At 63.4% G+C, this 12,737-nt stretch carries 13 protein-coding genes; 8 read left to right on the top strand and 5 right to left on the bottom strand.

Translation table 11 applies throughout. The features are described from left to right. Positions 1-30 precede the first annotated feature (30 nt). From GKC30_RS01985 to GKC30_RS01970, 4 genes are all read right to left on the bottom strand, one after another. Positions 31-582: a peptidylprolyl isomerase gene (locus tag GKC30_RS01985; protein ID WP_155931986.1), complete on the bottom strand. Its 552-nt coding sequence runs from the start codon at positions 580-582 to the stop codon at positions 31-33. A gap of 46 nt (positions 583-628) precedes the next feature. After that, a complete protein-coding gene (locus GKC30_RS01980; protein WP_155931984.1) occupies positions 629-1,894 on the bottom strand; it encodes a glycosyltransferase in 1,266 nt (421 codons plus the stop codon). 3 nt (positions 1,895-1,897) lie between these two features. Continuing rightward, on the bottom strand, positions 1,898-2,317 hold the full coding sequence (locus tag GKC30_RS01975) for a response regulator (protein ID WP_155931983.1): 420 nt from the start codon (positions 2,315-2,317) through the stop codon (positions 1,898-1,900). A gap of 246 nt (positions 2,318-2,563) precedes the next feature. Next, positions 2,564-2,806: a hypothetical protein gene (locus GKC30_RS01970; RefSeq protein WP_155931981.1), complete on the bottom strand. Its 243-nt coding sequence runs from the start codon at positions 2,804-2,806 to the stop codon at positions 2,564-2,566. A gap of 188 nt (positions 2,807-2,994) precedes the next feature. Between GKC30_RS01970 and GKC30_RS01965 the strand changes: the two genes are divergently transcribed. Together GKC30_RS01965 and GKC30_RS01960 are read left to right on the top strand one after the other, a co-directional pair. Then, positions 2,995-5,901 carry a sigma 54-interacting transcriptional regulator gene (locus GKC30_RS01965; protein ID WP_367613918.1) on the top strand — a complete coding sequence of 969 codons (2,907 nt, stop codon included), beginning with the start codon at positions 2,995-2,997 and terminating at the stop codon, positions 5,899-5,901. Positions 5,902-6,034: 133 nt separating this feature from the next. Further along, positions 6,035-6,367: a thioredoxin family protein gene (locus GKC30_RS01960; RefSeq protein ID WP_155931977.1), complete on the top strand. Its 333-nt coding sequence runs from the start codon at positions 6,035-6,037 to the stop codon at positions 6,365-6,367. A gap of 13 nt (positions 6,368-6,380) precedes the next feature. Here the strand turns inward: GKC30_RS01960 and GKC30_RS01955 are convergent, their stop codons facing one another. Further along, positions 6,381-6,797 (bottom strand): MarR family winged helix-turn-helix transcriptional regulator, encoded by a 417-nt coding sequence (locus GKC30_RS01955; RefSeq protein WP_155931975.1) that lies wholly within the window; start codon positions 6,795-6,797, stop codon positions 6,381-6,383. Positions 6,798-7,075: 278 nt separating this feature from the next. Here GKC30_RS01955 and GKC30_RS01950 point away from each other — a divergent pair, with 278 nt between their 5' ends. The 6 genes from GKC30_RS01950 (at position 7,076) to tmcA (ending at position 12,732) form a co-directional block, all read left to right on the top strand. Next, complete coding sequence (locus GKC30_RS01950; RefSeq protein ID WP_155931973.1) at positions 7,076-8,422, top strand: sigma-54 interaction domain-containing protein; 1,347 nt, start codon at positions 7,076-7,078, stop codon at positions 8,420-8,422. Between the two features lie 175 nt (positions 8,423-8,597). After that, a complete protein-coding gene (locus GKC30_RS01945) occupies positions 8,598-8,942 on the top strand; it encodes a NifB/NifX family molybdenum-iron cluster-binding protein (protein WP_155931971.1) in 345 nt (114 codons plus the stop codon). 85 nt (positions 8,943-9,027) lie between these two features. After that, the gene (gene tmcD, locus GKC30_RS01940; RefSeq protein ID WP_155931969.1) at positions 9,028-10,287 is read left to right on the top strand and encodes an electron transfer complex subunit TmcD; all 1,260 of its coding nucleotides are present in this window, start codon (positions 9,028-9,030) and stop codon (positions 10,285-10,287) included. Positions 10,288-10,299: 12 nt separating this feature from the next. After that, positions 10,300-10,959 carry a TmcC family electron transfer complex membrane anchor subunit gene (gene tmcC / locus GKC30_RS01935; protein WP_155931967.1) on the top strand — a complete coding sequence of 220 codons (660 nt, stop codon included), beginning with the start codon at positions 10,300-10,302 and terminating at the stop codon, positions 10,957-10,959. Positions 10,960-10,995: 36 nt separating this feature from the next. Beyond that, positions 10,996-12,318 (top strand): electron transfer complex ferredoxin TmcB, encoded by a 1,323-nt coding sequence (tmcB, locus tag GKC30_RS01930; protein WP_155931965.1) that lies wholly within the window; start codon positions 10,996-10,998, stop codon positions 12,316-12,318. Positions 12,319-12,330: 12 nt separating this feature from the next. After that, a complete protein-coding gene (tmcA, locus tag GKC30_RS01925; protein WP_155931963.1) occupies positions 12,331-12,732 on the top strand; it encodes an acidic tetraheme cytochrome c3 TmcA in 402 nt (133 codons plus the stop codon). Positions 12,733-12,737: the final 5 nt, after the last annotated feature.

Raw genomic sequence — 12,737 nt, 5'->3', positions numbered from 1 at the left:
CTTTTGTCGTTTTCTCCGGTGCGGGCGTGATTATTTCGCCGCCACGTCGGCGGCCACCTGTATGCGGACGATACGGTCCGGGGTGCCGACCATGCCACTTGAGCCTTGTCCCTTGCGGATTTTGTCCACGAACTCCATGCCCGAGGTGACTTGGCCCCAGACCGTGTACTGGCCATCAAGGTAGGGAGCCGGGGCAAAGCAGATGAAGAACTGGCTGTCGCCGCTGTGTTCGCTCTGGGCGCGGGCCATGCCCACCGTGCCGCGCACGAAGGGCTGGCGGGAGAATTCGGCGCGGAGGTTTTTCCCGGAGCCGCCGCGGCCGGTGCCGGAAGGGTCGCCGGTTTGAGCCATGAAGCCGTCGATGACGCGGTGAAAGACAAGGCCGTTGTAAAAGCCCGAGCGCACCAGCTCCTTGATGCGTGCCACATGGGCCGGGGCAAGGTCCGGGCGCATCTCGATGACCACGCGGCCGTAGTCGAGGTCGAGGAAGAGGGTGTTTTCGGGGTCGGCTGCCCGGCACGGTGCGGCCAGGAGCAGGACAAGGAGCAGGGAGGCGGTAAGGATTTTTGCTGTGTGTGTCATGGCAGAGGTCCGTTGGTTGTGGGTTGCAGGGGGCGGGGCAGAGGGGTCAGTTGGCGACCGAGTGGGCCGGAGTTGCGAAGCGGGCCGGGCCGTCCTTGGCCGCCTGGGCCAGCAGGCCCAGGTGCACGGGCAGGCACTTGCTTAGGCAATAGCGGTCCAGGATGGTCCGCCGGGCTCCTGCCCGGAGCGGGAGCATCTCACGCTGGCGCGTCAGTGCCTCGATCACGGTCCGGGCGATGCGCGAGGGCGAGCGAAAGTCCGTAAGCAGGCCGTTCTCGCCATGGCGCAGCACCTCGCGTACGGGCTCGGTGTCCGAGCCGACGACCAGCGCCCCGCAGGACATGGCTTCAAGAAACGACCAGGAGAGGACAAAGGGCCAAGTCAGATACACATGCACCGATGATGCCTGGAGCACCCGCTTGTACCAGCCGTAGGGCAGGGGGCCGGTGAAGTGGACGCGGCTTTGGTCCACAGCCACCTTTTCCTGCAAGAGGGATTTGTAGGACTGTCCCTCAGGGAGCCGCGGGCTGTAGCAGACGCGGTCTTCACCCACGATGAGCGCATGGCAGCCGGGCCGCGCATCGAGGATGGCGGGCAGGGCCTCGTAGAATTGGGGAAATCCGCGATAGGGCTCGAGCCCTCGCGAGCAGTAGGTGACCAGCTCGGTGGCCCCTGTCAGGTCCGTGCCGGGCAGATCGAGCTGGTCGATGGGCAGCAGTCCGTCGTCGGCAGGGGAAAAATATACGGTATTGATGCCGTCGTGGGCCTGGATGATCTTGGGCTGGAACTCGGTTGGGAACTGCGAGCGCTGCCATGCCGTGGGCGCTACTCCGGCGCGGCAGGAGGCCAGATCGTGCAGGATGGCCGTGTTGCGCAACCGGATGGCGGCCTTTTCGGCCTCGGTGCGGGCTCGGGCGTCAAAGGCGGTCTCCGGGCTGTCGGCCGCATAGTACCATTCGAAATAGCCGATGAACGGGGTGTCTGGATAGGCGTCGCGCAGGAACAGGGTCTGCCCCCAGCCCGAATGGCCGAGGATGACGTCGGGCACGAAACCCTGCTTTTTCAGGCCCAGGCAGAGTTGCAGCAGCCCGGCGCCGTGGCGCACCGCATCGTCGAACCCGCCCGCCAGGGGATGGGTTTTGGACGGCTCGCCCATTGGGGCGAAGACCGCCTTGGTCACACCGGGGATGGTCCATTCCTCGCGGGGTGTCTTGGTGGCGAAGACGATGGTGTTGCCGGGAACCCGGCCCAGGTGCTCCGCGATATGTCTGAACTGGGCCGGGAAGTTGTTGTGGGTGATGAGGATGCGCATTGGTCAGGGGTTTGAGTTGGTTCGTGGAGCGGCTCCGCGGGCGGCCATTCTTCCCGGTCTGCCCAGGCAGCGGTTGATGTAGTTCTGAAGCTCGTTGCGGTCCAGGGGTTTGGCCAGAAACAGGGTGGCGCCCAGCTTGAGCAGGCTGGAGATTTCGGCCATGCCCACCACGGCGGACATGATAATGATGGGCAGGTGGGCGAACTGCTGGTCCCCGCGCAGGGTCATGATCAGCTGCTGGCCGTCCATTTCGGGCATCATGATGTCTGTGAGCAGCAGGTCGAAATCGTTGCACGCGGTGAGGGACTCGTAGGCATGGCGGCCGTGGGGGCTGACAAAGGCCGAATGCCCGAGATCCTCGACGATCCTGACCGCCAGTTTCTGAGAAATCCTGTCGTCTTCGGCGACGAGTATTTTGGCCATGTTCCCCTCCCTGCCAGGACTGTCAGCTCCTGGTCCCGCCCGGGGGCGGGACCTCCATGAGTACCAAGCTGGCGAAAAAAGTAAAGGCAATAATCCTCTTCCGCGGTACCGCCCCGGGCGTGACAGCGGGCGCATTGCCAGTGCGCGGTACTTGGGGCGACGTCGGGCGAGACGCCGGAGTCCGCGTCGGAGCGCACGGCAGGGCCTGGCCGCGGCGCCCCGGACGCGTCGTCTGCCGGGCTCGGATCAGACCCGCTCGATCTTCATGGAGTTGCCGAACTCACAGGACAGCCGGTAGGTGTTCCCTCCTGCCTCGAACACATGCTCGTTGCCGGGGAACAGGGTGGCTGCCGGTGCAAATCCGTCGTTGATCATGATGTCCTTGGCCTCGCCGCTCGACTCGAAGCGGACAGAGGTGCCGTCGGCCAGGGTGACGATCTCGCCGTCGTTGAGTTCCAAGGGCAGGTCGGTTTCAGTGAACGAAGACATGACGCTCCTCCTGTGTGCGGTTGCGAACAGAACGGTCCTCCACGTTTCCCTCATACACCCTTGCGATCAAAATGGACAGCGCAAACTGGACATCTTCAATCAATACGATGTGCGGGCCATTGCCTGAGGCCCTTGGGGCTGGTGATAACCGGCCAAGTGATGTATGGAGTTTTTCAGGAGAATCGCCTGTGAACCCCATTTTTCTCGTTGCCGAAAGTGACCTCGGGACGCGCAGACTTGTCACGGACACCCTGACAGCCAAGGGATACCGCGTGGAGTGCGTACAAACCATGGCCGAGGCGCGATCCCTGCTGAAGCGCCTTGAGCCGGACATGATCCTGGCTGCCCTGGACCTGGACGGCGGACCCGGCTACGACCTCTTGCGCATGGCTCGGGACAATGGCTGCGAAGCCCCTCTGGTTCTGCTGGTGGATCGGGACATGGACGATCCCGGCGGGGTGGTGGTTCGCTATGGGGCCATGACCTATCTGCGCAGGCCGGTGGACGGGCGCCGCCTGTCCATGCTTGCCTGCCTGGGGCTGGATCTCAAAGCGGGCAAGGTCCGCGAGCGCGACCTGACCGCGAGCCTGGTCCGCACATCCGGTTTCCTCGGCTCCCTGCTCGAAGCGGTGGACGGAGCTGTCTTTCTGCTCGACCCCAAGGGCACGGTGGAGGCCGCCAGCGAGCGCGGCGCGGCCATGCTTGGTCGGCCCGCTGTCGAGGTGACGGGGGCTCCTTATCTTTCGCTCCTGCCTGCAGGTGCGGCGCACCGCCACAGCGAGGCCCTGGCCAGGGCCGGCACCGTCCTTCTGCCCCAGCGCCTGGAGGACTGCCGGGGCGGGCTGGTTTTGGACATCCTGTTTCGGCCCGTGTTTCAGGGACATGCTTCCTCGGGGTTCGTGGTCCTGTGGCGTGACATGACGCCGCAAAGACGCCTGGAGGCCGAGTTGGCGGAGAGCCGTCTGCTCTATGGAGCGGTGCGCGACTCGGTGCGCGACGCGGTTCTGGTTTTCGACCGCGCCGACGGCGTCATCCTCGACGGCAACGAAGCGGCGGAACGGTTTTACGGACATGCCCGCCAAGCCCTTATCGGCATGGACATTGCCGATCTGATGGTGGAGCCGGGCCCGGTCATGGAGGCGATCCGTTCGGGCGTGTCCCGGTTGTCCGGGACCAGTCATCGGCGCAAGGACGGTACGGAGTTTCCGGCCGAGATGGCCTTGAGCCACTTCAGCCACGGGGGCCGCGAGGTCTGCACGGTCTGCGTGTCGGATATCTCCCGCCGCCGGGCTGTGGAAGAGGCCCTGCGCGAGGGGGCGCGGCTCTATCGCGCCGTGGTGGAGGACCAGACAGAGCTGATCTGCCGCTATACGCCCGACGGGGCACTCTCCTTTGTCAACGAGGCGTATGCCAAGTTTTTTGGCGTGGATGGGGACGAGGTCGTGGGCCACGAGTTTTTCCCGGCCCTGGCCGACGACGAACGGCGCGACGTGCGCTCCTGGCTGCGCGAGGCCGGGCCTGAGAGGCCTGTGTTCGACCGCGAGCAGCGCGTGGTCCGTCACGACGGGGACGGGCGATGGGTTCTCTGGACCAATCGGGCAGTGCTCGACCATCGCGGCCAGGTCGTGGAGATCCAGGCAGTGGGCCGCGACATCACCGAGCGCAAGGAGGCGGAGCATGCCCTGAGTCTGGCCATGGCCGAGAAGGAACAGTACCGCCTCAACCTTGAGGCGACCTTTCGCAGCATACCCGACGCCATCATCACCGTGGACAGCGAGCTACGGGTCATCGCCACCAACAGCGCCGCCGCGACACTCCTGGGCATCGACCGCGAGCACGCCCGGGGAACGCTTTTTTCCGAACTGCTGCCCGTGCCGGGCAACGCCTGCCAGAGCGTGCTGTCGCAGGTGTTGCGCACCAGCCGTTCCGTGCACGGCTATGAGGCGGAGTTTGCCGTGCCCGGTCTCGGTGTGCGCACGGCCGAACTCAACTGCACACCGCTCATCGATCACGACAAGCGCCACGCGGGCGCTGTCCTCGTGGTGCGCGACATCTCGCGCATTGCCGACCTTGAGAAGCGGCTCCACGAGCGGCAGGGCTTTCGGGGCATCATTGGCCGCAGCTCGGCCATGCAGGACATGTACAGGCTGCTTGAGCAGCTCTCGTCGCTGGACTCCACGGTCATCATCCTGGGTGAATCGGGCACCGGCAAGGAGCTGGCTGCCGAGGCCCTGCACTATGGCGGGTCGCGGGCCGGGCATCCGCTGGTCAAGGTCAACTGTTCTGCCCTGACCGAGAGCCTGCTCGAAAGCGAGTTGTTCGGTCATGTGCGGGGCGCGTTCACCGGAGCCATACGTGACAAGGCGGGGCGCATCCAGACCGCCGAGGGGGGCACCCTGTTTCTGGACGAGATCGGCGACATCTCGCCGCTCATCCAGCTCAAGCTGCTGCGTTTTCTCGAGCAGAAGGAGTACGAGCGGGTGGGCGAGTCGCGCACCTGTACGGCGGATGTTCGCATCATCGCCGCCACCAATGCGGACCTGCGCAACGCCGTGCGCCAGGGGCTCTTTCGCGAAGACCTCTACTACCGCCTCAACGTCATGCCCGTGGCCCTGCCGCCCCTGCGGGCCAGACAGGCGGACATCCCGCTTTTGGTGGACCACTTCCTCGAAATCTTCTCGAATCAGTTCGGCAAGGTCTTTGACGGGGTGTCGGGAGAGGTCATGGACCTGTTCATGAGCTACGCCTGGCCCGGCAATATCCGCGAACTGCGCCACGCCCTGGAGCATGCCTGCATTCTCGCTCCGGGTGGGGAGATCGCCTTGCGGCACATCCGCCGCGATTTTGTGGACCAGATGTTCGGCGGGCCTCCGGCCGGATTCCCGACCACACCGGGCGGGGGTGCGGGAACGGTGGATGCCGACCTTCCCGGCGAGGGAAGCTGGCCTTTGGTGCGCCCCGGAAGGGCGGACAGGCGGGCCGTGCTTGATGCGCTGGAACGGTGCGGCGGAAACAAGGCCAGGGCCGCACGGCAGCTCGGCATCCACCGGGCCACCCTCTACCGCAGGCTCAAGGCCTGGGGGCTGGCCGACTGAGCATCCTGGTCCGGCCCTTCTCAAATTATAACGTCTCTAATGCGACGATATGATGCGTAGCGCCGGGAGTGCTGGTAGTGTCGGAGCACAGTCGTCGCCCCTGTTCGGAGCGGCGGCCTGCGGAGGCGCGGTGATGGTCAAGACGATAAAACCCCAGGCATTCGAACTGGAACTGAGCGGCGGCACCCGGCCCTTTCTCGTCGCCTTTCTCAAGCGCAACGAGCGCTTTCGGGAGCAGTCGCGCCTGCTCGACGATGCCTCCAGACGGTACGCCGGCCGACTTGACTGCTATCTGTATTCCCAAGACTACCTGGAAACCGCCATGCAGCGATTCCTGGTCAGGGGGACTCCCACTTTTCTTCTTTTTTCCGGCGGCCGGGAGGTGGATCGGCTCATCGGCGAGTCCGATCCCGAGACCCTGGACGAATTCATCAGCGCAAGCCTTGGTCCCGGCAAGGGGGCCTGAGGAACGTCTGTCTTCAAAACTCCCTGATCATCTTCTCAAGCATTGCACTCAGTGCGGTCCGCTCGGAGTCCGTGAGTCCCGCAGTCAGGTCGCGGGTGAGCTGGGTGTGCAGTTCGTCATGCTGGCGGTACAGGGCGTGACCCTGCACTGTCAGCTCCACCAGGATGGACCGGCGGTCCTCCTCGTGAGGTTTGCGGCGTATCAGCCCCGCCTTTTCGAGCCGGTCGGCCAGCACGGTGAGGGTGCCGGTGGTCACGCCCATGCGCTCGGCCAGTTCCTTCATGCGCAGGGCGGTGTGGCTGCCCAGTATCTCCAGGGCGTGCATCTGGGTCGGGGTCACGCCTGTGTCGCGCACCACGCAATGCTCCCATGACGAGAGGCGCTCATAGAATTCCACGATGAGCTGGGTCAGTCTTTGGGTATCGTTCATGCTGCCTCCGTTGTCGGCATCAAGAGGGTGGAGACGGCAAAGCCGCATCCCGGAACGCATGGCGGCGCAATACGGCGTGGAACCATCTGATCGCCTTGAGGATAAGACGCTAGTTCGCCAATGCTTCGGCTGTCAACGCAAAATGCCGGACGCGGCTTTGCGCGGAAAACGCGGCGAAACAAGCTGGCGTATTTTGCTGCACTCTGCTATGTGGGAGTGGCGGGAGAATGGTTGCGGGATGTGCGCGGCGGCCCGCCAGGGAGGTTTGGGTGACGCAGATGAGGCTGCCGCGGGACATTCCGCTCGAATCCGTGCTGGATTCCGTGGCCGAGGGCATCTTTACGGTGGACCTTGATTGGAACATCACCTTTTTCAATCAGGCCGCGGGCGAGATAACCGGCATTCCCCCGGACGAGGCTGTGGGCCAGAAATGCTGGGAGATTTTCGCGTCCAGCGTCTGCGATGGCGCATGCCCCATGCGTCCGTGCCTGAAGAGCGGCCTTGCGGTGCGCAACAAGTCCGGTTTCCTGCTGCGGGCAGACGGCGAGAAGATACCCATCGGTCTCAGCTCCTCCCCCCTGCGCGACAAGGACGGCAAAGTGGTCGGCGGCGTGGAGAGTTTTCGCGACCTGACCCCCATCCACCAGCTCATGCAGAAGGTGGAGGAGCGGTATTCGGTGGAGGACATCCGCACCAATAACCCGCATATGATCCGCACCCTTCAGATACTGCCGCCCATCGCCCAGTCCAGTTCCACCGTGCTCCTGCTCGGCGAGTCAGGTACGGGCAAGGAGCTTTTCGCCAGGGCCATCCATACCCAGAGCCTGCGCCGGGACAAACCCTTTGTGGCCGTCAACTGCGGTGCGCTGCCGGGCGAATTGCTCGAAAGCGAGCTGTTCGGGTATAAGGCCGGGGCCTTTACAGACGCCCGCAAGGACAAGCCCGGCCGGGTGGAGCTGGCCCAAGGGGGCACCCTCTTTCTCGACGAGATCGGCGACATGCCCCAGCCGCTCCAGGTCAAGCTGCTGCGCGTGCTGCAGGAGAAGGTCTACGAACCTCTCGGAGGAGTCAGGCCCGTGGCCGCCGATGTCCGTTTCGTGGCCGCCACCAACCGCGACCTGGAGGTCATGGTCGAAAAGGGCGGGTTCCGGCAGGACCTCTTCTTCCGCCTCAATGTGGTGCGTATCGACATCCCCCCCCTGCGCGAGCGGCCCGAGGACATCCCGCTCCTTGTCTCCCACTTCATCCGCCAGCAGAATTCCCTCAAGGGCAAGAACATCCGCGCCGTGTCCGAAAACGTCCATCAGATACTGTTTCGTCACGCCTTTCCCGGCAACGTGCGCGAACTGGAGAACATCGTCGAGTACGCCTTCATCCTCTGTCCGGGGGAAATGATCCATACCGAGCATCTGCCCGAATATCTCAAGCCCCAGGCCAGGGGGGAGCCTGCCGCGCACAGCAGGCCGGCAGAGGGGAGCGGCTCGGTGGACATGCTCGGTCGCAAGCGACAGGCCGTGCTTGAGGCGCTCAAGCGCAACCGGGGTAACAAGAGCGCGGCCGCCCGCGAGCTTGGCATATCCCGCGACACGGTGCGCAGGATACTGCAGCGAGGTGGCGCAAAATGACGCGCATTGCCATGAGAGATGCTGCAAAACAAGTCGATTTCTGGGCTTGACTGAGGTGGGTTTTTTCTTAATAGTTTGAAATGATTTAATAAAAATTATTGGTATGGGCTGTGCAGAGTGAGCGCTGTCGCCAGCCCGCGAATGAGTAACGGTCGTAAAACGAAACGCAGGATCTATGGATATCTGTATCGCAGGCTATCAGAACCGGGTGGCGACCCTGCTGGAAACAGCGACGGAATTGAGGTTGTACACGCTGGAAGACGGACGCGTGGTCCGTAGCGGGATGACCGCGCTGCCCTCTGCCGGGGCGGCATCCCTTCCGGCCTACCTCAAGACCATGGGAGTCGACATCGTCATCTGCGGCGGCCTGAGCACCGCGGTGAGAAACGGGTTCGAAGCCTTGGGCATACGGATCATTCCCTGGGTCAAGGGGCCCATCGAGGCAGTGCTGGCCGCTTACCTCGAAGACCGTTTGGACCAGATGATCATGCCCGGGAGGTCCGCCAGGACGACCCGCTGACGATCGACCCCCGCAGTTGATGGAGTGAAGCCCCGAAGGGGGCGAATCCGCCGCCCGGCGCGGCGACACAACACAAGGGGGTGCTATGGGACGAATATCCTCATGGGATTGGGAAGTGGGCCGCAAAAAGGTCGTTGATTCCCTCTCCCCTCTCCAGGATCATGAATGGCAGGAGGAGCCCTATGTTTCGCCCGACGGCGAGACACTGGCCGCCATCGTCAAGGTGGGGGACGGCGAGTTCTCCGTGCGGACCAACGACGAGGTGTGGGAATCGACCTTTGAAAAGCTGTGGTTCCCGCGGTACGCGCCCGACGGGCGGCTGACCGTCCTGTGTCAGCAGGACATGGAATGGTCGCTGGCCATCGACGGCGAGCCCTGGGGCGATTTTGCGGAATACGTCTGGGAGACCAAGTTCAGCCGTAACGGTTCCTCTATCGCCGCCATGACCAAGATCGACAACGAGTACTGTGTGGCTCTCAACGGTACCCTGTGGGAAACCTGCTTTGAAAACGCCAACCAGTACTCCCTGAGCCCGGACGGCAGGCACACCACCGCCGTGGTCCAGGTTGCCTCGTTGGGCCAAGCGGACATCGAGGGGTACAAGAAAGGCGTCTACAGCGTGGCCGTGGACGGCGAGGCATGGGACGGCCGCTACGTCAACCTCTTCACCCCGACTTTCAGCCCCGATGGCGAACGCGTGGCGGCCCAGGCCCGGCTGACCTCCTACGATTACACCATCGCCGTGGACAACAAGCCCTGGCAGAAGACTTTCCAGCAGGTGTGGGAGCCGGTCTTTCATCCCAAGGGTGTCGGCGTGGTCGCGCCCGTGCGCAGCGCCGGCAAGTGGGGCGTGGCCCTTGACGGCCAGTTCATCTGGAGTCCGCGCTACGTGCAGTGTCTGGGCCTTCAGTATTCGGCCTCGGGCGAAAAGCTCTGGGGCGTGGTGGCCACCGGATTTGGCCGGTTTACCGTGGCCTGCGACAACGTGCCCTGGGATGCCACCTTCCCCATTGTCACCGACTTGGTTCTCAGCCCCGACGGCCACCGCGCAGCGGTCCTGGCCAGCGAATACAACAGGAACTTCCGCATCGTCGTGGACGGCAAGGCGTGGCCCGGCGTCAACGACATGGCCTGGCCCGTGGTCTTTTCTCCCGACGGCTCCAACGCTGCCGCCTTGGTTGAGAAGGGTGGCCGCTTCCATGTGCTGGTCAACGGCAAGGCGTACGAGCAGAGCTTCGACCGCGCCTTCCCGCCCGTGTTCAGCGAGGACGGCACCAAGGTGCTCATTCGGGCCATCGAAAACAACAGCTATGTCCGCATCGTGGCGGATATGGCCAGGTTCTAGGGGGAGGTCGCCATGATAGAAATCTATACGTTCGTCAGCGGCCCCCTGGCCTGGGTAGCCTGGTCCATTTTCGTCTTTGGCTCCATCTACCGGCTGGTAAGCATGTACAACCTGGCCAAGGCCAAGGACTCATCCTCGCTGGCCTACATGAGCCTGCCCTATTCGCTGCGGTCCATCTTCCACTGGCTGGTGCCCTTTGGCACCCTGGGATGGAAGAGCGATCCGCTCATGACCGTCGCCACCTTTGCCTTCCACATAGGCTTCTTCCTGGTGGCCATTTTTCTTGGCGCCCATGTGGTCTTCTGGGACACCGCCTTCGGCATCAGCTGGTGGAGCCTCTCGGATACGACCGGCGACATCATCAGCTTCGTGGTCATCGGTGCCTGCGTCGTGTTCGCCGTGCGGCGGCTCACGCTGCCCCATGTCAGGAACGTGACCCGGGGCAAGGACTGGTTCGCGTTGCTCCTGGTCGCGCTGCCCTTTGTCACCGGGGTACTGGCCTATCATCAGATCGGCCCCTCCCTGCTGATGACGACCCTGCACATACTCGCAGGCGAACTGCTCATCGCGCTCATCCCGTTCACCCGCTTAAGCCACGCCCTCTTCGCCGTTTTCACGCGGTCGTACATGGGCTCAGAGTTCGGCGGCGTACGGCGTGTCCGCGACTGGTAGCGGCCGATCCAACCACAGCAACACGAGGAAAAGACAATGAGTCAGATAGCGGACAGATTGATAGACGATCCGGGGCTCGCGGCGGGTGTGGCCCAGCTCACCCCGGAGCGGATCGAGGAAGTCGTCAACCGGGTGCTCAAGGGAGAGACCGGGGCCAAGCTCAAGGCGTATCAGGAAACCTGCATGCGCTGCGGACTGTGCGCCCAGGCGTGTCACTACTACGTGTCCCACGACGGTGACCCCAGTTACTCCCCGGTCAGCAAGACCACGGAGACCATCTATGAACTTATGAACAAAAAGGGCAGGGTCGAGCCGTCGCGCATCTACGAGATGGCCCAGATCGCCTACACCGAGTGCAACCTCTGCAAGCGGTGCGCCCACTACTGCCCCATCGGCATTGACACCGGCTACGCCATGTCCATGATGCGGCGCATCTGTTACCTGCTGGACGTGGTGCCACAGTACATTCGCGATACCTCCCACTCCCACGCGGCCACCATGAATCAGATGTGGGTCAAGGATGACGAGTGGATAGACAGTCTGCAGTGGCAGGAGGACGAGGCCAGGGACGAGTTCCCCGACCTGCGCATCCCGCTCGACAAGGAAGGGGCCGAAATCTACTACTCGGTCATCGGTCCCGAGCCCAAGTTCCGTACCCAGCTCATCTACCAGGCTGCGGCCATCATGCACGTGGCGGGCGTTGATTTCACCATGCCCTCCACGCCCGGATGGGACAACAGCGACATGAGCATGTTCGTGGGCGATTTCGAGAACATGGGCCGCCTCAAGCGGGCTCACTTCGAATCCGCCCAGAAGCTGCGCGTCAAGAAGATCGTCATGGGCGAGTGCGGCCACGCCTTCCGCTCCATCTATGACATGGGCAACCGCTGGCTCGGCTATGCCGACATGCCGGTGCCCGTGGTCCATGCCGTGGAGTTCTTCTGGGAGCTGCTCACCGAGGGCAAGATCAAGATCGCCAAGAAGCTCGAAGGCCCGGTCACCATCCAGGATCCCTGCAACATCATCCGCGGACGCGGCCTGATGGACAAGCTGCGCGAGGTCACAAGCATGTTGTGCGAGCAGACCGTGGAGATGATTCCCAACCGCGAGCACAACTACTGCTGCTGCGCGGGCGGCGGGGTCATCAACTGCGGCCCGCCTTTCAAGAATGTGCGCACCAAAGGCAACAAGGCCAAGGCCGACCAGCTGGCGAAAACAGGTGTCCACACCATTATCTGCCCGTGTCACAACTGCCACGGCGGCCTTGAGGACATCATCGGCTACTACGAGCTTGGCATGCACCCGAGGTTCCTTGGCGACATCATCTACGAGATCATGGAAAAGCCGGAAGGACTGTAGGGGGAACCAAAGATGCAGAAAACACACGTAAGACAGACCCTGGCGTTCATTGCCGTTGTCGCGGCCCTGCTGGTCGTCTATCTGGCGCCGGCCGCCCTTTCGCAGGACGACATGACCATGGTGCCTGTGGATGCCTTCGGCGTCCTTCAGCGGCCCCAGGTCGCCTTTGACCATGACGATCACAATGAAAAGGCCATGCTTGACGATTGCGGGGTATGCCACCACGGCAGAACCGATGACGGAAAGATGGACATGGAGTATTCGAGCGAAGGCGAGAGCTGCGAATCCTGCCATCCGGTCAAGCCTGAAGGCGGAGAGACGCCTCTGATGCGCGCCTATCATCGCCAGTGCATCACCTGCCATATGGACGAGGCCAAAGGCCCCGTCACCTGCGGCGAGTGCCATCAAAAGTAGTGCCC

The organism is Pseudodesulfovibrio alkaliphilus (assembly GCF_009729555.1).
In the GTDB taxonomy this organism is placed as follows: Bacteria; Desulfobacterota; Desulfovibrionia; order Desulfovibrionales; family Desulfovibrionaceae; genus Pseudodesulfovibrio; species Pseudodesulfovibrio alkaliphilus.
This window is presented reverse-complemented; position numbering and strand designations above follow the sequence as displayed.

Bases quoted from the DNA above. Each gene is read 5' to 3' on its own strand.
- GKC30_RS01980 (WP_155931984.1), bottom strand. From the start codon at position 1,894: ATGCGCATCCTCATCACCCACAACAACTTCCCGGCCCAGTTCAGACAT.
- tmcA (WP_155931963.1), top strand. From the start codon at position 12,331: ATGCAGAAAACACACGTAAGACAGACCCTGGCGTTCATTGCCGTTGTC.
- GKC30_RS01985 (WP_155931986.1), bottom strand. From the start codon at position 582: ATGACACACACAGCAAAAATCCTTACCGCCTCCCTGCTCCTTGTCCTG.
- tmcB (WP_155931965.1), top strand. From the start codon at position 10,996: ATGAGTCAGATAGCGGACAGATTGATAGACGATCCGGGGCTCGCGGCG.
- GKC30_RS01950 (WP_155931973.1), top strand. From the start codon at position 7,076: ATGAGGCTGCCGCGGGACATTCCGCTCGAATCCGTGCTGGATTCCGTG.
- GKC30_RS01960 (WP_155931977.1), top strand. From the start codon at position 6,035: ATGGTCAAGACGATAAAACCCCAGGCATTCGAACTGGAACTGAGCGGC.
- GKC30_RS01955 (WP_155931975.1), bottom strand. From the start codon at position 6,797: ATGAACGATACCCAAAGACTGACCCAGCTCATCGTGGAATTCTATGAG.
- tmcC (WP_155931967.1), top strand. From the start codon at position 10,300: ATGATAGAAATCTATACGTTCGTCAGCGGCCCCCTGGCCTGGGTAGCC.
- tmcD (WP_155931969.1), top strand. From the start codon at position 9,028: ATGGGACGAATATCCTCATGGGATTGGGAAGTGGGCCGCAAAAAGGTC.
- GKC30_RS01945 (WP_155931971.1), top strand. From the start codon at position 8,598: ATGGATATCTGTATCGCAGGCTATCAGAACCGGGTGGCGACCCTGCTG.
- GKC30_RS01970 (WP_155931981.1), bottom strand. From the start codon at position 2,806: ATGTCTTCGTTCACTGAAACCGACCTGCCCTTGGAACTCAACGACGGC.
- GKC30_RS01975 (WP_155931983.1), bottom strand. From the start codon at position 2,317: ATGGCCAAAATACTCGTCGCCGAAGACGACAGGATTTCTCAGAAACTG.